Here is a 19322-nt window from a genome sequence, read left to right as displayed (position 1 = left end):
GTCGTACCACGTCCTGTCTGCGCTGGGTCGGATCGTGCTGCCAACCAGTAAGACGGAAAGCGTGCGCCGATGCAGGACAATCGCGGGAGAACTGTCACCCGCTTCCCGGAGGTCGACGTGGCTACGGTGTCCCACCCGGTGTTCGCCCGGGTCTACGAGCGGCTCAGCGTCGCCATGGACCGTGCCGGCACGGCGGAGTTCCGACGGGACCTGGTCGCCGGTCTGTCCGGCCGGGTGATCGAGATCGGCGCCGGCAACGGGCGGATGTTCTCCCACTACCCGCCGGGGGTGGGCGAGGTCGTCGCGGTCGAGCCGGAACGCCGGCTACGGGCCGCTGCCGAGCGCGCGGCACCCACCGCGCCGGTTCCGATCACTGTCGTCGACGGCCTGGCCGAGAGCCTGCCCGCCCGCGACGGCGAGTTCGACGCGGCGGTGGTCGCGTTGGTGTTGTGCACCGTGCCCGATCAGGCGAACGCGCTGGCCGAGATCGGCCGGACGCTACGCCCCGGTGGCGAGTTGCGGTTCTTCGAGCACGTCGCCGCCGACGAGCCCAGCAGGCTGTACCGGACCCAGCGGCTGCTCGACGCGACACTGTGGCCGAAGCTGTTCGCCGGCTGCCACACCGGCCGGGACACCATCGCCGCGATCACGGACGCGGGGTTCGTGATCGAGGAGTTGCGCCGGTTCCATTTTCCGGCTGGCAGCAACAGCCCGTCCTCGCCCTGCGTACACGGGCGCGCGACCTGGCCGGCAGCCCCGCGCCAGCGATAGTGGAGGCGGCCGACCCGCTGCCCTGAGATCAGGCGGGACGAGGTCGGCGCGGCGCGGGTCGTCGTGCCAGTGGACCGGGACGCAAACGCGAGGCCGTCAAACGCGAACGTGAGCTCCGATCCTCTTTGCACGGACGACTGCGGCTGATTATTCCGTTTTGTGGGCATTCGCGCGGTCCGCGTGATGTGGTGGTCAACGCCGCTCGGCGGTGCCATATCGGCCGTATCACGCGCAGGACACGACTCACCAGACGCGTTCCTGCGAGTAGTACCCACGGAGGATGTTCTGTGACAGTGAAACCCAGACTCGGCCTACGGCGGCGGGTGGTGTTGCCGGCGCTCGCGGCCGGAGCCGCCGCGACAGTGGCGGCCAGCCTATTGCTCTTCAGCTCGACTGCCGCCAACGCGCAGGAAGCGCCGGTGAACCTCGGGACGGCGGCGGACTTCTCCGTTCTGGCCGGGGCCGAGCCCACCAACACCGGCCCCAGCTTCCTGGCGCAGAGCCTCGGGCGATTCCCAGGAAACACCGCGGCCGGCTTCGGAACGGCGACCATCGGCGGCGAGGTCCACCTCGGCGACGCGGTCGCTCTCCAGGCCCAGAGCGACCTGACCATCGCCTTCAACGACGCCGCCGGTCGGACCCCGTTCACCAACCTTCCCGCGGAACTCGGCGGCAACACGCTCAACGAGGGGGTCTATCGGATCGGGGCGGCCCAGCTCACCGGGCCGTTGACCCTCAACGGCCAGGGCGACCCGTCGGCGGTGTTCATCTTCCAGGTCGACTCCTCGTTGACGACGGCGTCGAACAGCAGCGTCGTGTTGATCAACGGCGCTTCGGCCTGCAACGTGTTCTGGAAGATCGGCAGTTCGGCGACGATCGGCACGGGGACGACCTTCGTCGGCACCATCATGGCTCAGGCGGCGATCACGATGGCCACGGGCGCGACCCTCCAGGGCCGCGCGCTGGCGCGTACCGCCAACGTCACCCTCGACACCAACGTCATCACCGCGCCGGTGTGTGCGGGACCGACCGGCCCGCCCGGGCCGACCGGCCCGCCCGGACCAACTGGCCCGCCCGGCCCGTCCGGCCCGCCCGGCAGCCCCGGCGCACCCGGTTCTCCTGGCGTGCCCGGCAGCCCCGGCGCACCCGGCAGCCCCGGCGCACCCGGCAGCCCCGGCGCACCCGGCAGCCCCGGCGCACCGGGAGCGCCTGGAGCACCCGGAGCACCTGGCAGCCCTGGAGCGCCCGGAGCACCCGGTAGCCCTGGAGCGCCCGGAGCACCCGGTAGCCCTGGAGCGCCCGGAGCACCCGGTAGCCCTGGAGCGCCCGGTAGCCCCGGAGCCCCGGGCAGCCCCGGAGCACCTGGCAGCCCTGGTGGCAAGGGCCCCATCCTGCCGGTGACCGGCGGCAGTGTGGTCCCGGCCATGACGGGCATCGGAAGTGTGATGGTCGTTCTGGGCGCGTTCGCGTTCTTCCTCGCGCGGCGCCGACGCCAGGAGTCCTGATCGGTGGTCCGGCCGGTGAACTGCCGGCCGGACCACTCCAGGCACTGTCATCCCGTTCGTCGTCGGCCCACTCCCGATCAGGGGTGGACCGACGACGGGTGTGGCAGAGAGAACTTCAGTCGGTGAACCCGAGTCGCAGCATGGCTTCGTCCTCGCGTTCGTGCGAGGGGTAGAGCAGGATCCGCGGCCGGTCGTCGCCGCGCACCGGTCAGCCCGAACTCGCGAGTACGTCAGGCAGAGTTCCGGTCGACACCCCGGCGTGGCAGGCCAGCCAGCCAGTCGTCCAGTTCCGCCGGGGAGCGCAGCAACACCACGGGCGGCGCGGACGGGTCGCTCTGCCAGGCCCGCATCCGCCGTCGCGCGCGACCGAACGCGGTGACGTGCCACAGCAGGATCGAGTCCGCGGACAGCACACTGCCCAACGACTCACGGTTGCCGTTGCAGATCTCCTCGCCCGTCACCACCCGGCGTACGGTGCGCCGCAGCAGCCGCCCGAACGAGCGCCACCGTGGATGGTCCAGGCCGACCACCAGGTCGGCACGGGCCAGCGGAACGTCCCGCCAGCCGTGGTACGCCCCGTCGATGATCCAGCGGTCCCGTCGGCAGATCTCCTCGATCCGGCTGCGCTGCTGTGCGACCGGCACCTCGACCCAGCCCGGCTGCCAGAGCAGGTCGTCCACCGGATACCAGGGCAGCCCGAGGTGGTCGGCCAGCCGCGCCGCGAGAGTGGACTTGCCGGAGCCGTACACGCCGTAGATCAGGATGCGACGCGGTGCGCTCATCGCGGCAGCGTACGACGCGAAGAAAAATCGTTTGTCGTACCCGGCGTGCTCGGCGAGAGTGGCGTCCATGACGTACTGACGGACTCCCTCCCCGCTCCACCCCCGGTGACACCTCCCGGCGGCGTGACGTCGTCCGTTTCCACCTTCTCAACGAGAAGTGAGTACCCCTTGTCCCAGCACCACCCCGCTAGGAATTCCACGCCCTCCCCCACCGCTGCCTCCGTCACGGTGTTCGCGTCGGCCGCGAGCTGGATCGAGTCCGGTGCGCTCGCGCAGTGCCAGCAGGTGGCCGCCCTCGACGGCATGGTCCACGTTGCCGCGATGCCGGACCTGCACCCGGGCAAGGGCGCCCCCATCGGTGCGGCCATGGCGTCGACAGTGCTCTACCCGTTCCTGGTCGGATCGGACATCGGCTGCGGCATCGCCGTGTTCCCCATCAAGCTCAAGCGAGCCGTACCGGAGCGGCTGGCCTCCCGATTCCCCGACCTCGACCGCGCCCTGGACCCGGAGCGGGACGCCGACGACCCGGCCTGGGAGCTCGTCCAGGGCGACGTCCCGGCCGGTCACCTCGATGGCCTCGGGACCGTCGGCCGAGGCAACCACTTCGTCGAGCTCGCCCGCGTCGGCGCCGTCCTCGACCCGGGTCACGCGAGTCGGCTCGGGCTCGACGCAGGCGATCTCGTGCTGGTCGTACACAGTGGTTCCCGCGGCCTGGGCGAGCAGATCCTGCGGACGCACACCGAGGCCCACGGCGCCGGTGCCGCCCCCGACCCCGCGGCCTACCTGGCGCGGCACGACGACGCTGTGCGCTGGGGTTCGCTCAACCGCCGGGTGCTGGCGGCCCGGGTCGCGTACGCGTTGGGGGCCGAGCCCACCGAACCGATCGTCGACCAGTGCCACAACCTGGTCGAAGTCCGCGACGGGGTGTACCTGCATCGCAAGGGGGCGGCGCCGGGTGACGGCCGGGACGTCCTCGTCGCCGGGACGCGGGGGACGGCGTCCTACCTGGTGGCCGCCCACGCCGGTCCGGAGGCCAACCACTCCGTGGCGCACGGCGCTGGCCGCAAGATGTCACGCGCCGACGCGCTGCGCCGGGGCCGCGCCAAGCACACGGTCGAGGAGCTGCGCCGCACACCCGTGGGCTCGCTGGTGGTGTGCGGCGACCGTCAACTGCTCTTCGAGGAGGCGCCCACCGCCTACAAGCGCATCGAGCAGGTGATCGCCGACCTCGTCGAGCACCAGCTGGCCACGCCGGTGGTCAGCACGATTCCCCTGGTCACCTACAAGACGCCCGACCTCGGGTCCACGGCGCGGTCCGACCGGCGGGGCCACCGCGGCAGGCGAGGCGGGTCGTGAGCACGCTTCTGCTGCTGTCCGCCGGACGCGGTCCGCGGGAATGCGCCTGGGCGCTGACCCAGCTCCTGCACCGCTTCAACGCCGACGGCAGCCGGCGGGGTCTGACCATCCGGCAGGTCCAGGCCGTGCCCGGTGACCGGGCCGGCACCTACCGGTCGGTGCTCATCGAGATCTCCGGCGCCGACGCGGAGGCGTTCGCCGGGTCGTGGACCGGGACACTCTGCTGGCAGGCCCCCAGCCCCTACCGGACGAGCGTCGGTCGGAAGAACTGGTACGTCACCGCCCAGCCGCCCCGCCTCGACGCCGCGCCGACGACGTTTTCGGAGGCGGATGTCGACATCGTCGCCTGTCGCACCGGCGGGCCCGGCGGTCAGCACCGCAACAAGGCCAGCACGGCGGTGCGGGCGACGCACCGTCCGTCGGGCATCGTCGTGGTGGTGGACGAGGAGCGGCAGTTCAGCCTCAACCGCCGGATCGCCCTGCAACTGCTGCGGCAACGCATCGATCAGGGCGACGAGAGGGCGCGGCGTGCCGTCACGACCGCGCGGTGGCGCATCCACGACGAACTGGTACGCGGCGACCCCGTGCGGGTGGAACGTCCGGAGCCGCAGCGTCCGGGCCGCCGAGGCTGACGAGCCGGGTCAGACCTCCAGCACCGCGTCCGCGAATGCCTGCGGCGCCTCCTGCGGCAGGTTGTGCCCGACACCGCCGCCGATGGTCCGGTGCTCGTACCGCCCGGAGAACCGCTTGCCGTAGACGCCGGGCTCCAGGTGCGGTGCGCCGTTGGCATCCCCCTCCAGGGAGATGCTGGGCACGGTGATCTTCGGTTTCGCGGCCAGGCGCTTCTCCACCTCGTCGTACTGCGGCTCGCCGGCGGCGAGGGCCAGTCGCCACCGGTAGTTGTGGATCACGATGTCGACGTGGTCGGGGTTGTCGAACGCCGCCGCGCTGCGGTCGAACGTCGCGTCGTCGAACGTCCACCGGGGGGACGCGGTGTGCCAGATCAGCTTGGCGAAGTCGCGCCGGTTCTTGTCGTACCCTTCCCGGCCGCGCTCCGTGGCGAAGTAGTACTGGTACCACCACGCCAGTTCCGCCTTCGGCGGCAACGGCACCTTGCCCGATTCCTGGCCGTCGATCAGGTAGCCGCTCACCGAGACCAGACCCCGGCAGCGCTCGGGCCACAGCGCGGCCACGACATCCGCCGTACGCGCACCCCAGTCGAACCCGGCCAGCTTCGCGCTGTCGATGTGCAGGGCGTCCATGAGGGCGATGAGGTCGAGCCCCATGGCCGCCGGTTCGCCGTTACGCATCGTGTCGTCGGAGAGGAACCGGGTGCTGCCATAGCCTCGCAGGTACGGCACGACGACCCGGTGGCCGGCGTTGGTGAGCAGCGGTACGACGTCGACGAAGCTGTGGATGTCGTACGGCCAGCCGTGCAGGAGGATCACCGCGGGCCCGTCCGGCGGCCCGGCGTCCACGTAGCCCACGTTCAGGACCCCGGCGTCGACCTGTTTCACCTCGGCGAACGACCCTGCACCGGCCACCGCGATCGACCTCTCCCCGCGTCCCGAACTGCTCCGACCTGCTGGCCCTGCCGAATGTAGGGGCCGGTCACGGACCTGATGGCGCTTTGCGGCAAGGAGCGCTGCACGAACGCGGAGCTGGGTAGGATGCCGGCCCGAAGTCAGCCGGAGGCATGCCACGAACGCCGAGCGCGGACCGGACGACGGTGGAGGTCGTGGGGCCGTCGGAGGATGACCGTAGGGTGATGGCATGGCTGAGCGACCTCTGACCCTGATGGCGGTGCACGCCCACCCCGACGACGAGGCGACGAGCACCGGTGGCGTGCTGGCCCGCTACGCCGATGAGGGCATCACGACGGTGCTGGTGACCTGCACCGACGGGCGGTGCGGCGACGGCCCCGGCGGGGTCAAGCCGGGCGACCCGGGGCACGATCCGGCCGCTGTCGTGGCAATGCGCCGGGCCGAGCTGGAGGCGAGCTGCGCGGTGCTGAAGGTGAGCCACCTGGAGACCCTCGGTTACGCCGACTCGGGGATGATGGGCTGGCCGACCAACGACCAGCCCGGGGCGTTCTGGACGACCCCGGTGGCGGAGGCTGCGGGCCGGCTCGCGGAGCTGATCCGGCTGCACCAACCGGACGTCATCGTCACGTACGACGAGAACGGTTTCTACGGCCACCCGGACCACATCCAGGCGCACCGGATCACCATGGCCGCCGTCGAGATGACCGACAGCCCGGCCAAGGTCTACTGGACGACAGTGCCGCGTACCGCGTTCGAGCAGTTCGGCCGGATCATGCAGGAGCTCGGCGTGGAGTGGTCCGAGCCGGACCCGGCGGCGGAGCCGATGCCGCAGCTCGGCCTGCCCGACGACGAGATCAGCACCTGGGTCGACACGAGCAGCTACGGCGGGCAGAAGTTCGACGCCCTGGCCACCCATGCCAGTCAGACCGAGAACATCTTCTTCCTGCAACTGGGTCGCGAACGGTTCACCGAGCTGATGGGTGTCGAGACGTTCGTGCGCGTCCGGGACCGGACCGGCGCGCCGACCCCCGAGGACGACCTCTTCGCCGGTCTGCGCTGACCGCGCCCCTCACACTCTCGTAACGCCACCAGGCATCGTCGGCCACCCGGCCGGCGATGCCTGGTTGCGTGGCAGTAGCACGCCACCGGTCTCCGGAAGTTTCGCGGAGCTGCCAAGCAATCCCCCGCAGCTCATATGACGAATTTCCGGAAGTTTTCAGCGTTGACGCCCGGACATAGACGGCCTTAACGTTTCGAGCAGGTTTCCGGTCACCGACCGGAACTATCAGCCCTTCGCCCGGACCAGGGCGCTCGATTCCGAACCCCGCTCCCCACCCGCCCACACCGGACCCGCACCTTCTTGATCGACATTTGTCGATCAAGGGTCTGGAAAGGAAGGCACATGAAGCTGAGACAGTGGACGACCGTCGCCGTGGTCGCCGTCGCGACCGTGGCGGCGTTGAACACGGTGCCGGCCACCGCGAGTCGGCCCTACGACCCCACGGCGCAGAGCCTCGGCGCCCTCGGCCTGCGCCACGGCCTCCACGTCGGCACCGCGGTCAACATGGATGCCCTCAACGACGCCGGTGACCCGCAGTACCGCGCGCTGGCCTCCTCCGAGTTCACCTCGGTCACCGCCGAGAACGTGATGAAGTGGGAGGTCCTGGAGCCCACCCGCGGCACCTACAACTGGGCGGCGGCCGACCAGCTCGTCGAGTTCGCCAAGCGCAACCGGCAGAGCGTGCGCGGCCACGTGCTGGTCTGGCACAACCAACTGCCCGCCTGGCTGACCGCCGGTGTCGCCGACGGCTCCATCAGCAAGCAGGAGCTGCGCGAGATTCTGCGCAAGCACATCACCACCGTCGTCAACCGTTACAAGGGCAAGATCTGGCAGTGGGACGTGGTCAACGAGGCCGTCAGCGACCCGTGGGACACCCCGTCGACCCTGCACTACAAGGGCTTCTGGGCGCAGAACCTCGGGCCCGGCTACATCGCCGACTCGTTCCGCTGGGCGCGGGCCGCCGACCCGAAGGCCCTGCTGTTCTACAACGACTACAACATCGAGGCGTTCGGCTCCGGCAACCCGGCGGACGACAAGACCCAGTTCGTCTACGACATGACCAAGGGGCTGCGCGCACAGGGTGTCCCGATCGACGGCGTCGGCTCCCAGGGCCACCTGGGCACGCAGTACGGCAACTTCGACACCCTTCAGGTGACCGCCGCGCTGAAGAAGTTCAGCGGGCTCGGCGTCGCCACCGCCTTCACCGAGGTCGACGTCCGCAGCCAGATGACGGCAGGCGTCCAGACCGGCAACTCGGAGGAGATCAACCCTCGGCTCCAGGCGTCCGCCGCCAACTTCAGCGTGCTGATGAAGGCGTGCCTCGCGGTGCGGAGCTGCCTGTCGTACACGGTCTGGGGTTTCAGCGACAGGTACTCCTGGGTGCCGGACTGGTTCGACGACCCGCCGGAGGGCCTGGCCACCATCTACGACGAGAACTACCAACCCAAGCGGGCGTACCAGGAACTGAAGTCGGACCTGATCATCGCTGGACCGCCGTACGTCCTGCCGCGCATCACGCCCAGGCCCCGCCGCTGACCGCGGGCCCGGCTGATCCGACGGCACGTATGCCGGCGTAGGGCCGTGTGGGGCGCGGCGGAGCCCCACACGGCCCGTACGTCACCACGGACGTCGAGGTTCGACTCACGTTCGGACGTACCGCGCGGCCATCCGGACGCCATCGGAGGACTGGTGCCGGTTCTACCGGCTTATTGATGGTGTTGGTGTCACTATGGCAGGCGTGGGAACTGCGAAAACTGCCATGCCTGCGATCTCGCCGCTCACCGGCGACCCGATCAAGCGGGCCGATGCCGAGCGGCTTGCGGGGGTGCTGAAGGCCTTCGCCGATCCGGCGCGCCTCCGGCTGCTCAGCCTGATCCAGTCCGCCCCGGAGGGTGAAGCGTCCGTCAGCGACCTCACCGCGGCGCTCAACCTCTCCCAGCCGACCGTGAGTCATCACCTGCGGATCCTCACCGAGGCGGGCCTACTCGAGCGGGACAAGCGCGGGGTCTGGGCGTACTACCGCCTGGTGCCCGCCGCGATCGCGCAGATCGCCGATCTGTTGACGCCGCCTCGAAAGCGGGCCACGAAGAAGGCCCGCTGACCCGGCGGCTGCCCCGTCACATCCGCTCCAGGGTGCGGATGCCGAGCAGGTGCAGCCCCTGCCGCAGGGTCCGTGCGGTCAGCTCGGCCAGCAGCAGCCGACTCTCCCGCAGCTCGTCCGGCGCGCGCAACACCGGGCAGCGCTCGTAGAACGCGTTGAACGCCGTCGCGAGCCGATGCAGGTAACCGGCGAGGTGGTGAAAGTCGAGACTCCGCTCCACCTCGGTGACCACCGCGCCGAAGCCGAGCAACTCGACCGTCAGCGCCCGCTCCGCCGGCTGCGCGAGCACGATGGGGGCGTCCCTCCGCGCCTCCGTGCCGGCCCGCCGGAACACCGCCCGGATACGGGCGTACGCGTACTGGAGGTAGGGCGCGGTATTGCCGTCCAGGGAGAGCATCCGCTCCCAGTCCAGCACGTAGTCCTTCCTCCGATCGGTGGACAGGTCGGCGTACTTGACGGCGCCGATACCGACGGCCCGCCCGATCTCGGCGGCGGCCTCGGCGTCCAGCTCCGGGTTCCTGCTCCGGGCCAGCTCGGTGGCGCGGGCGACCGCCTCCTCCAGCAGCCCGGCCAGCTTCACCGACTCGCCGGACCGGCTGCGCAGCATCCGCCCGTCGGCGCCGAGGATCGACCCGAAGCCCAGATGCTCGGCCCGGACCGGCGGGCACAGCCAACCGGCCGCCTGGGCGACGGCGAAAACCATCGCGAAGTGCTGCCGCTGAGGTAAGCCGACCACGTACAACAACCGGGTCGCGCCCAGCTCCCCGGTGCGCTGCCGCAGCGCGGCCAGGTCGGTGGCCGGATAGCCGTACCCACCGTCGCTCTTGCGCACGATCAGCGGCAACGCTTCGCCGTCACGGCCGGTGAACCCGGGCGGGAAGACGCAGTCGGCCCCGTCGCTGCAAACCAGCAGCCCCAACCGGTCCAGGTCGTCGACGATGCCCGGAAGCAGGTCGTTGTAGGCGCTCTCGCCCCGGAAATCGTCCTCGGACAACGTCACGTCGAGCAGGTCGTACACGGTCAGGAAGTACCGCTCGGACTGCTCCACCAGCAGCCGCCACAACCGCAGCGTCCGCTCGTCGCCGCCCTGCAACGCGACCACCCGCAGCCGCGACCGTTCCCGGAACGCCTCGTCGGCGTCGAACTTCACCCGCGCCGCCCGGTAGAAGTCGTCCAGGTCGCCCATCGACAACTCGTGTGCCGCTTCGGCTCCACCGAGGTCGGCGAGGTGCGCGATCAGCATGCCGAACGGTGTCCCCCAGTCGCCCAGGTGGTTGACCCGCACCACCCGGTGCCCGAGCCAGTCCAGCAGCCGCACCGCCGCGTCGCCGATGACGGTCGAGCGCAGATGCCCGACGTGCATCTCCTTCGCCACGTTCGGAGCCGAATAGTCGACCACCACGGTCTGCGGCGCCGCCGCCGGCGGCACGCCGAGCCGGGCGTCGCCCGCCAGCCCGGCGACCAGGTCGGCCAGTGTCCGGTCGGCGATGGTGAGGTTGAGGAAACCCGGCCCGGAGACCTCCGCCGATGCGCAGACGTCGTCGAGCACCGCATGCTCCAGCACCGCGACGGCCACGTCGCGCGGCGGGCGGCCGAGCCGCCGGGCCAGCGCCAGCGGCGCGTCGGACTGGAAGTCCGCGTGCGGTGACCGCCGCACGAGCGGGTCGACCGGGCCGCCGGCCACCGCCGCGAACGCCGGCGCCAGCCGGTCGGACAACAGCTTTTCAAGATCCATGAGTACGCCGATCTCACTCGTACCCGCGCCGTCACGCGAGTCGTTGAATGGGGAGATGCGGGCGGACCGAGGACGACCAGCGGATGACCGGCGGCTCGATCCGCCGGTCGCAGGAAACAGGTCAGCGCGGGCGGGCGACAGGTCGCCGGCGTCGCTGCGCACCGACCAGGACGTCACACGACGGTCCGGTGCGGTGGGCGCTCACGCTGGTCATGCGGGGCAGCCTAACGGCCCGACCGCAGTGGCGGCACCCCGTTTCCCGAGGCCCCGATCCGGCCTGCGCCCACTGTCGTTTTGGGCGACTCGTCGCAGGGAACTGCGTCTGAACAGACAAGGGGTGATTATGAGCCGACACGTGACACTGCCGACCTCCCGTACGCGAAGCCTGCTTGTGCTGGTCCCGCTGCTCGGCAGCATCGCACTCGCGGCTGCCTGCACCACTACTGAAGACTCGCCCGACTCGACCCCGTCGAGCGCGGCGCCGACGACAGTGGGGGCGGCAACGGACCCGAGCGACCCACCATCGTCGAGCGCGAGCGCTCCGGCGACCATCCCGACGTCAGCCTTCGTCGAGCTGCCCGCCGAACTGCGGAAGTCCCCCCGACGGACGACGCCCGTCGAGGAGGCCCTGCCGAAGCTGTGCGCCAACGAGTTCGGCACCGGAGGTCGGCAGGTCACCGCCAGCGCCGCGATGACCGTCACCTACAAGAAGGCCGGCGAATCGGAAGCCAACACGCCGCAGGGGATGATCCACCAGACCATCTTCACCTTCGAGGGCGACGGCGCCTCGGCGTACATGGCGCGTCTGCGCACCGCCGTGCAGGCGTGCCCCTCCTACGACCACTCCGGGATCCCCGGCACCGTCAAGAGCCAGGCCCTGCCCGGCGTCGGCGACGAGGCGCTGCTGCTGACCCGGACGTGGGCCGAGACGAGCCTGAACGGAGAGCGCACCGGCGGCAAGGCGTCCAGCCAGATCGCCGTGGCGCGCGTCGACAACGCGGTGACGGTCTTCAACGACCAGGGGTGGGAGGGCAGCAGCGGCAACCCCGCCATGGTGGACCAGGTCGTCCGCGACGGCGTACGCACCATCGACGCCTGGCAGCGGTAGATCAGGCGTCTCTGCCGGCCAGAGCGGATCGAGTCAACGGTTGAAGGCGACGTAGAGCCCCAAGCCGAAGTTCACGACCAGGATGATCGCGCCGATGACGGCGAACCAGCGCTGCCATGCCGTCCACCGGACCGTCCGCTGGGATGTGACGATGCCCGCCTCCTCGACCCGGACCGCGGCGATCCTCTCCCGCTCGGCGTCGTCCCGGCGATCCGAGGTGACGGTGGCACTGAACAGGGCGACATTGGCCCGTAACTCCTCAGCGAGGGCGTGCAGCGCCCGAGTCATCGAGTCGATCGAACCGTTGATCTGCCGCAGGTGCTCATCGTGCCCCTGCAGACGCTGCTCGATGCGTCCCGCGCCGAGACCCCGGTTGTAGGCAGCCGTGTTCTCGGTGTTCTCCGGGCCCGTCACGACGGTCTCGCCGGTCGCAGTGGTGGGGGGCTGAACTCGAACACTGACGTGACCATTGCGTCACCCCGATCGGTGGATGCTTCAGTCGTATCACTCGGAGTCCACGAACGCCACTGCTCGAATCTGACAAAACCGCAGGTCAAGGCCACTTTTTGGCCAGCAGCCGCTGGTCACGGGAGACAACTGCGGCGGTACGACGGGCGGCGTGCGTACATCCCACGTGGTAGGCCCATCGACATCGTCGGCATGACGACTCACGGGCACGCCGGTCCATACGCTGCGGCGGTAACCGTCGTGGGACCGAAGGGAAACGTGATGTCGATCCGTCGCCTGCTTGCCGCCGCCGCTGCCGCCGCTACCGGGGCAATCGCCCTGGCCGCGCCGGCAGCCGCGCACGCCTCCGTCCAGCCGACCGCCGCCACCACCATGACCATGAGCTCCGGGCGACTCGGCGCCAGCGCGGCCGTACTGCTGGGGTTGGTCGGCGCGGTCATCGGTGGGCTGGCCCTGGCCCGCCCCGCCAGTCGCCTCGGCACCGGCTCCGGGCTGCTCGGCGCCGTCCTGGCCCTGGCGACAGGCCTGCTCGGTCTGGCGCTCGGAGCGCTGGTGGTGGCCACCTCCGACAGCGGCATCGGCACCGGCAACGGGCGGGGCGGGGCCTACCTGGCCCTGGCGGTCGGCCTGGTCGGCGTGGTCCTCGGTGGGCTGGCGCTGGTCCGCGCCCGCCGCACCGGCCGGCTGGCCGCCTGAGGCCGGGTCAGGATCGGGTGAGCCAGCCGGGAACGGTCAGGCCCGACTCGTAGGCGAGGATCACCAGCTGGGCTCTGTCCCGCACCTGGGCCTTGGTCATGATCCGGCTGACATGCGTCTTGGCGGTGGCCGGGCTCAGCACCAGTCGCGCGGCGATCTCGTCGTTGGACAGGCCCGCGGCGACCAGTGTCAGCACCTCACGCTCCCGCTCGGTGAGCACGCTCAGTCGCGGCCCGGGGTCCGGATGTCGGACCCGGGCCGCGAACTCGGCGATCAGTCGACGGGTGATCGCCGGCGCGATCAGCGCGTCACCGCGGGCGACCACCCGCACCGCGTGGATCAGCTCCGCCGGCTCGGTGTCCTTGACCAGGAAGCCGCTCGCGCCGGCCCGCAACGCACCGTAGACGTACTCGTCCAGGTCGAACGTGGTCAGGATGATGACGCGGGCATCGGTGCTCGTGACGATCTGCCCGGTGGCGGCGAGGCCGTCCAGCACGGGCATCCGGATGTCGATGAGGACGACGTCCGGCCGCAGCCGCACGGCGAGCCGCACCGCCTCGGCCCCGTCGGCGGCCTCACCGACGACCTCGATGCCGTCCTCACCGTCCAGGATGGAGCGGAAGCCGGCGCGGACCAGGGTCTGGTCGTCGACGAGCAGCAGCCGGATCACGCCCGCTCCCCCGCCGGCGTCGGGTCGGGCCGCAGCGGCAGGCGGGCATGGACCCGAAAGCCGCCGTCCGGCCGCGTGCCCGTGGTCAGCGACCCGCCCAGCGCCCGGGCCCGTTCGCGCATGCCGAGGATCCCACTGCCGGGCGCGCCTGGCACGCCGGTGCCGTCGTCCTCCACTTCCACCAGCACGTCGGCGCGGTCGGGCCGGACGCGGACCACCGCGGCGGTGGCGCCCGCGTGCCGGGCCACGTTGGTGAGTGCCTCCTGGACGATCCGGTAGACCGCCAGGTCGACCTCCGGCGGCAGCGCCGGGATCTCCGCGAACTCGGTGCGGATCTCCAGCTCGGAACGCCGTGCCGTGGTGATCAGGTCGTCGAGGCGGTTGAGGCCCGGCGCGGGCACGATCGGCGCCTCGCTCTCCTGCCGCAGCACGCCCAGCGTCGCCCGCAACTCACGCAGTGTCTCCTTGCTGGTTTCCTTGATCGCGGTGAGCGCCTGCTCGGACCGGGCGGGGTCCGGTCGGTGCAACGCGGCACTGGCCTGCACGTTGATCAGAGAGAGATGGTGGCCGAGCACGTCGTGCACCTCGCGGGCGATGCGCAACCGCTCCTCGGTGGCCCGTCGCCGGGCCTCCTCCTCCAGCCTCTGCTCGGCGGCAACCGCCCGGGCCTGCGCCTCGGCAAGGTAGGCCCGGCGGTTTCGGGTCACCCCGACGATGACCGCGACGAGCCAGCCGGCGTGCAGCAGCGTCGCCCCGTTCCTGGTGTCCGGGGAACGGTTGGCGCTGTCGGCGACGGCGAAGGCGATCACCGAGGCGAGGCCGAGCCCGATGGCGACCCGGAGATGTCCCTCGTCGACAACGGTGTAGAGGGCCACGACGAACACCAACATGATCGGGCCGGGCTTGTGCAACAACGCCCCGTACGCGCCGACAGCGACCAACGCCACCACGCCCACCGGCACCGGGTGGCGGCGGCGGACGTACAGCGCACCGGAGGAAGCCAGCACCGCCAGCAGCGCCGCCGACTCGGCTGCGGTGTCGATGCCGCGCGACTGCACCACCAGGCCGACGAGGGCCACCAGCCCGACGCCGAGCACCAGGCCCGCGTCCGCCGCCCGGCCACGCCACCGCGACCCTGACATGGGCCGAAGCCTAACCTCCGGCGCACAGGCGGGAGTACGCCCGAACCGTCGGACTCTGTCAAAGGCGATCATGTTGGCCGCCGACGTACACGATCACCGACGCCACAGTGCTCGCGCAGCTCGCCCGATGAGAGATCAGCCCTTGCCAACGACGTCGAGGCGCGCTCGCAGCGCTGCGGCGATCTCGCCCGCCGCGATGATCTGATCTGGTGTGAGGGCGTCCACGAAGAGCTCACGGATGGCGCGCAGGTGGGGAAAGGTGGCCCCGGCGAACGCCTCGGCTCCGACCTTGGTGAGCAGCACCTCGGCTCCCCGGGGCACGGTGGCGCACTCCTGGCGCCGGATCAGGCCCCGTCGCTCCATCCGCCCCAGGTGGTGGGAGAGCCGGCTCCGCTCCCAGCCGATGTGGGACGCGAGTTCGGAGGACCGCATCGACTGGCCCTGCGCCTCGCTGAGAGCGAGCAGCACGGCGTAGTCCCCCGTCGACAACGCGGAGTCGCCCTGTAGGCGGGACTCCAGACGCGAACTCAGCGCCGCCGTCGTCTCGATGAAGTCCCGCCAGGTGCGTAGCTCCTCGGCGGTCGGGAGCTGGCGTCCTGCCCGCCGGCCGGGTGTGGTGTCCGTCATGTCATTCTCCCGGGAATTGACGTGTCAATCGCCAAGTTAGCATCATTGACACGTCAACCGGCAGGAGGAGACGATGGCAGCAACAGGCTTCGAGCTGGGGCTCAACTCGTTCGGGGAGGTGGCCACCGACGGCGGCCGCGTCCTGAGCGACGCCGAGACCGTCCGGCTCCTCGTCAACGAGGCACGACTCGCCGAGTTGGTCGGGCTCGACGTGTTCAGCGTCGGCGAGCACTACCGGGAGGGCCACAACGACTCGGCGACACCCGTCCTGCTCGCGGCGGCTGCGACGGCCACCGAGAGGATTCGCCTCGGCACCTCGGTCACGGTGCTCAGCACGAACGACCCGGTACGCCTGTACCACGAGTTCGCGACCCTCGACGCAGTGTCGAACGGGCGCGCCCAGATGGTTCTCGGACGGGCGTCGGCTACCGAGTCGTTCCCGCTGTTCGGCTACGACCTGACCGACTACGAGCGGTTGTTCGAGGAGAAGCTGGACCTCTTCCTGCGGCTTCAACGGGACGAACCGGTCACCTGGTCCGGCACTGTGCGAAGTGCCCTGGTCGAACAGCGCCTGCACCCACGGATGCAGCCGGGCGGCATCCCGACGTGGATCGGCGTCGGGGGAAGCCCGAACTCGGTGATCCGCGCCGCCCGGCACGGACTCCCACTGATGCTCGCGATCATCGGCGGGCGACCCCAGCGGTTCGCCGGCCACGTCGAGCTCTACACCAAGGCGCTCGAACAGTTCGGGCATACCCCGCAGCCAATCGGGCAGCACTCTCTCGGCCTTGTCGCAGACACCGACGAGGAGGCGGTGGAGACGTGGTGGCGATACTGGCAGCCGGTGGTGGCCGCGCTGGCCGAGGAACGCGGCTTCTACAAACCCGACCGCGCGCGCTACGAGGCCGAAATCGACCACGGGGCGCTCTTCGTCGGGTCACCCGAGACGGTGGCGCAGAAGATCGCCACGGTCGCCCGCGACCTGCGGCTGAGCCGCTTCGACCTGAAGTACGACATCATGCACCTGCCCCGCGAGGCACGCGCGCGCACCATCGAACTGCTGGGCAGTGAGGTCGCGCCGCGGGTCCGGGAGCTGCTGGCGAAGGAGCCCACCCATGTCTGATCTGTTGTTCGGCCTCGACACGTTCGGCGACGTACCGGAGGACGACTCCGGCAAGCTCGTCTCCCACGCCGCCGCGATCCGGCAGGTCGTCGACGAGGCGGTGCTCGCCGACCAGCTCGGCGTCGACGTCATCGCCCTGGGCGAGCACCACCGGCCGGAGTACTCGGTGTCGACGCCGGAGACGGTGCTGGCCGGTATCGCCACCCGTACGTCACGGATCCGGCTGGCCTCCGGCGTGACGGTGCTGAGTTCCGACGACCCGGTCCGCGTGTTCCAGCGCTTCGCCACCGTCGACGCGCTGTCCCACGGCCGGGCCGAGGTGATCCTCGGTCGCGGCTCGTTCACGGAGTCGTTCCCCCTCTTCGGCTACGACCTGCGCGACTACGACACGCTGTTCGAGGAGAAGATCGAGCTGTTCGTGAAGTTGCTGGACGAGAAGCCGGTCACCTGGAGCGGCACCCTGCGTGCACCCCTGGAGAACGCCGACGTCTTCCCCAAGACGGAGTCGGGTCACCTGAGCACCTGGGTCGGCGTCGGTGGCTCGCCGCAGTCGGTCGTCCGCACCGCCCAGTACGGCCTTCCGCTCATGCTCGCCATCATCGGTGGCGCGCCCGAGCGCTTCGCGCCCTACATCGACCTGTACCGCCGGGCGGCCGATCAGCTCGGCACGACGGCGCACCCGGTCGGAATGCACTCGCCGGGCTTCATCGCCGACACCGACGAGGAGGCCAAGGAAGTCTACTGGCCGCACTACCGCGTGATGCGCAACCGCATCGGCGCGCTGCGGGGCTGGCCACCGATCCGCCGCCAGGAGTTCGACTCCGAGGTGGACAACGGCTCGCTCTACATCGGCTCCCCGGAGACCGTGGCCCGCCGGATGGCCCGCGCGATCCGCAGCCTCGGCGTCGGCCGGTTCGACCTCATCTACTCGGCCGGAGCGCAACCGGTGAGCGCCCGGATGCGGGCCGTGGAACTGTACGGCTCCAAGGTGATCCCCATGGTCCGCGACATCCTGGCGAGCTGACCAGCGGCGCACGCACTTCGTACCGAAAGGACGACATGAACGACAACGACCGGAGCCGGCCGGTGACCCTCGGCATCCTCGGGGCCGGCAAGGTGGGCACGGTGCTCGCCCGTCTCGCCGTCGCCGCCGGCTACCGGGTGCTGGTCGCCGGCTCCGGCGACCCCGCGAAGATCGCCCTCACCGTCGAGGTGCTCGCGCCGGGGGCGGTAGCCACCACCGCGGGTGACGCGGCAGCCGACGCCGACATCGTCATCCTCGCCCTCCCGCTGGGCAAGTACCGCAGCGTTCCCGTCGACGCACTGCGCGGCAAGCTCGTCGTCGATGCCATGAACTACTGGTGGGAGATCGACGGCATCCGCGCGGACCTCACCGATCCGCACACCTCGTCGAGCGAGATCGTCCAGGCCTTCCTGTCCGACTCACGCGTCGTCAAGGCCTTCAACCACATGGGCTACCACGACCTTGAGGATGAGGCGCGACCGGCGGGAACGACCGGCCGCAAGGCCATCGCGGTCGCCGGCGACGACACCGCCGCCGTCACGGCGGTCGCGACCCTGGTGGACGCGCTCGGCTTCGATCCGGTCGTCGCGGGCCCGCTGGCCGAGGGGGTACGGCTCGAACCGGGCAGCGAGATGTTCGGCGCGAACGTCAGCGCCGACGAGGTACGCGCCATGCTCGACCGCTTTCCCGACTCGGAGCGTGGACGAACCATCGCCGCGGCCCGAGAGGCGTCGTAGTCGACAGTGGCGTCGCCCGTCAGACATCGCGCGCCCCGTATCGGACATTGGTCGACGCCTGACCGGCGACCAGCGGTCAACGGCCCTCAGCGCTGGTCGCGCGCGAAGGCCGCCCGTGGGTCGAGGCCCTGACCCGCCGCGTACTCCTCGTCGAAGGCGGCGCGGCCGAGCGCCTCGATCGCGGTGGTGCGCATCCTGGCGAGGTCCGCCGCGTCGTCCGGGTCCGGCACCTGGCCGAGCGCCGTGAACGCGGCGTCCGCGACACCGATCATCAGCGCCGCCCGCGCATGATCGCCCTCGGCCGTCGCGAGCGCCGCGCCCGCGACGCAGACGTACGGCACGAAGTCTGCCCAGTCGTTGGCGAACACCCGCTCGCGGTTCTCGGCGAACAGCGTCCTCGCCGTATCGAGATTGCCCAGCCCCAGCTCACAGAACGCGAGGTTGTGGAACTCGGAGTTGACCATCATCGGCCGGCCCAGCGACTCGTTGAGCGCGATGCTCTCCCGGTACAGGTCCCGAGCCCGCAGCAGGTCGCCGGACATGCGCGCCACGCCGGCCAGCACGTGCCTCGGCCGTTCCTCCAGGCTGCGGTCGCCGGAGCGCAGCGCCACCTCCAGAGCTTCCCGGGCCCGCGCTTCGCCGCCCGCCAGGTCGCCGCCGCGGATCGCCACCCGGGCCAGGCTGTAGCGGGCCTCCACCTCACCCGCCGGGTCACCGGCCGCCTGGGCCCGCTCGATCTCGGTCTCACTCATCCGCACCACGGCGTCGGTCTCACCACGCCGAAAGGCCGAACGCACGCTCTCACTGAAGGTCACGAAGCCTCTCCCCACCCATGTGTCCGAATCACCGCCCCGACGGGCGGCAGCCGCACCC

At 70.7% G+C, this 19322-nt stretch carries 20 protein-coding genes; 12 read left to right on the top strand and 8 right to left on the bottom strand.

Translation table 11 applies throughout. The features are described from left to right. Positions 1–69: 69 nt before the first annotated feature. Together HNR22_RS28440 and HNR22_RS28435 are read left to right on the top strand one after the other, a co-directional pair. Positions 70–771, top strand: coding sequence for a class I SAM-dependent methyltransferase (locus tag HNR22_RS28440; RefSeq protein WP_179782946.1), 702 nt, complete (start codon positions 70–72; stop codon positions 769–771). Between the two features lie 287 nt (positions 772–1058). Then, the gene (locus HNR22_RS28435) at positions 1059–2276 is read left to right on the top strand and encodes an ice-binding family protein (protein ID WP_179782945.1); all 1218 of its coding nucleotides are present in this window, start codon (positions 1059–1061) and stop codon (positions 2274–2276) included. 230 nt (positions 2277–2506) lie between these two features. On the opposite strand, the gene HNR22_RS28430 is transcribed toward HNR22_RS28435, so the two are convergent. Beyond that, positions 2507–3058 carry a P-loop NTPase family protein gene (locus tag HNR22_RS28430; protein ID WP_179782944.1) on the bottom strand — a complete coding sequence of 184 codons (552 nt, stop codon included), beginning with the start codon at positions 3056–3058 and terminating at the stop codon, positions 2507–2509. Positions 3059–3226: 168 nt separating this feature from the next. Between HNR22_RS28430 and HNR22_RS28425 the strand changes: the two genes are divergently transcribed. Together HNR22_RS28425 and prfH are read left to right on the top strand one after the other, a co-directional pair. Further along, positions 3227–4414, top strand: coding sequence for an RNA ligase RtcB family protein (locus HNR22_RS28425; protein ID WP_179782943.1), 1188 nt, complete (start codon positions 3227–3229; stop codon positions 4412–4414). Then, positions 4411–5046 carry a peptide chain release factor H gene (gene prfH, locus HNR22_RS28420; protein WP_179782942.1) on the top strand — a complete coding sequence of 212 codons (636 nt, stop codon included), beginning with the start codon at positions 4411–4413 and terminating at the stop codon, positions 5044–5046. The genes HNR22_RS28425 and prfH overlap by 4 nt, the downstream gene beginning before the upstream one ends. A 9-nt stretch (positions 5047–5055) precedes the next feature. Here the strand turns inward: prfH and HNR22_RS28415 are convergent, their stop codons facing one another. Next, positions 5056–5958 (bottom strand): alpha/beta fold hydrolase, encoded by a 903-nt coding sequence (locus HNR22_RS28415; protein ID WP_343059999.1) that lies wholly within the window; start codon positions 5956–5958, stop codon positions 5056–5058. A 229-nt stretch (positions 5959–6187) separates the two neighbouring features. Between HNR22_RS28415 and HNR22_RS28410 the strand changes: the two genes are divergently transcribed. From HNR22_RS28410 to HNR22_RS28400, 3 genes are all read left to right on the top strand, one after another. Further along, positions 6188–7018 (top strand): PIG-L family deacetylase, encoded by an 831-nt coding sequence (locus tag HNR22_RS28410; protein WP_179782941.1) that lies wholly within the window; start codon positions 6188–6190, stop codon positions 7016–7018. 342 nt (positions 7019–7360) lie between these two features. Further along, positions 7361–8554, top strand: coding sequence for an endo-1,4-beta-xylanase (locus tag HNR22_RS28405; protein WP_179782940.1), 1194 nt, complete (start codon positions 7361–7363; stop codon positions 8552–8554). 223 nt (positions 8555–8777) lie between these two features. Further along, complete coding sequence (locus HNR22_RS28400) at positions 8778–9119, top strand: ArsR/SmtB family transcription factor (protein ID WP_088947102.1); 342 nt, start codon at positions 8778–8780, stop codon at positions 9117–9119. Positions 9120–9135: 16 nt separating this feature from the next. On the opposite strand, the gene argS is transcribed toward HNR22_RS28400, so the two are convergent. Further along, entirely contained in the window at positions 9136–10854 is a 1719-nt protein-coding gene (gene argS / locus HNR22_RS28395) for an arginine--tRNA ligase (protein ID WP_179782939.1), read from the bottom strand. A 343-nt stretch (positions 10855–11197) separates the two neighbouring features. Here argS and HNR22_RS28390 point away from each other — a divergent pair, with 343 nt between their 5' ends. Then, a complete protein-coding gene (locus tag HNR22_RS28390) occupies positions 11198–11962 on the top strand; it encodes a hypothetical protein (protein ID WP_179782938.1) in 765 nt (254 codons plus the stop codon). Between the two features lie 33 nt (positions 11963–11995). Here the strand turns inward: HNR22_RS28390 and HNR22_RS28385 are convergent, their stop codons facing one another. Further along, positions 11996–12376: a hypothetical protein gene (locus HNR22_RS28385; protein WP_179782937.1), complete on the bottom strand. Its 381-nt coding sequence runs from the start codon at positions 12374–12376 to the stop codon at positions 11996–11998. A gap of 315 nt (positions 12377–12691) precedes the next feature. On the opposite strand from HNR22_RS28385, the gene HNR22_RS28380 reads away from it, so the two are divergent. After that, a complete protein-coding gene (locus HNR22_RS28380; protein WP_179782936.1) occupies positions 12692–13126 on the top strand; it encodes a DUF6223 family protein in 435 nt (144 codons plus the stop codon). Positions 13127–13133: 7 nt separating this feature from the next. On the opposite strand, the gene HNR22_RS28375 is transcribed toward HNR22_RS28380, so the two are convergent. The 3 genes from HNR22_RS28375 to HNR22_RS28365 form a co-directional block, all read right to left on the bottom strand. After that, positions 13134–13796: a response regulator gene (locus tag HNR22_RS28375; protein WP_179782935.1), complete on the bottom strand. Its 663-nt coding sequence runs from the start codon at positions 13794–13796 to the stop codon at positions 13134–13136. After that, positions 13793–14938 (bottom strand): sensor histidine kinase, encoded by a 1146-nt coding sequence (locus tag HNR22_RS28370; protein WP_179782934.1) that lies wholly within the window; start codon positions 14936–14938, stop codon positions 13793–13795. Before HNR22_RS28370 ends, HNR22_RS28375 begins: the two co-directional genes overlap by 4 nt. Positions 14939–15073: 135 nt before the next feature. Continuing rightward, a complete protein-coding gene (locus tag HNR22_RS28365) occupies positions 15074–15565 on the bottom strand; it encodes a MarR family winged helix-turn-helix transcriptional regulator (RefSeq protein ID WP_179782933.1) in 492 nt (163 codons plus the stop codon). A 73-nt stretch (positions 15566–15638) separates the two neighbouring features. Here HNR22_RS28365 and HNR22_RS28360 point away from each other — a divergent pair, with 73 nt between their 5' ends. Genes HNR22_RS28360 through HNR22_RS28350 form a run of 3 tightly spaced genes read left to right on the top strand, consistent with a single transcriptional unit; the run spans position 15639 to position 18449 of the window. Then, entirely contained in the window at positions 15639–16688 is a 1050-nt protein-coding gene (locus HNR22_RS28360; RefSeq protein WP_179782932.1) for an LLM class flavin-dependent oxidoreductase, read from the top strand. Then, complete coding sequence (locus tag HNR22_RS28355; protein WP_179782931.1) at positions 16681–17712, top strand: LLM class flavin-dependent oxidoreductase; 1032 nt, start codon at positions 16681–16683, stop codon at positions 17710–17712. The genes HNR22_RS28360 and HNR22_RS28355 overlap by 8 nt, the downstream gene beginning before the upstream one ends. A gap of 35 nt (positions 17713–17747) precedes the next feature. Further along, entirely contained in the window at positions 17748–18449 is a 702-nt protein-coding gene (locus HNR22_RS28350; protein ID WP_179782930.1) for an NADPH-dependent F420 reductase, read from the top strand. A gap of 86 nt (positions 18450–18535) precedes the next feature. Here HNR22_RS28350 and HNR22_RS28345 read toward each other — a convergent pair whose 3' ends face one another. Next, entirely contained in the window at positions 18536–19264 is a 729-nt protein-coding gene (locus HNR22_RS28345; RefSeq protein ID WP_179782929.1) for a tetratricopeptide repeat protein, read from the bottom strand. Positions 19265–19322: the final 58 nt, after the last annotated feature.

Source organism: Micromonospora jinlongensis (assembly GCF_013410645.1).
Classification (GTDB): Bacteria; Actinomycetota; Actinomycetes; order Mycobacteriales; family Micromonosporaceae; genus Micromonospora; species Micromonospora zamorensis.
The sequence above is the reverse complement of the archived record's forward strand: the minus strand, read 5'-3'. Positions and strand labels throughout refer to the sequence as shown.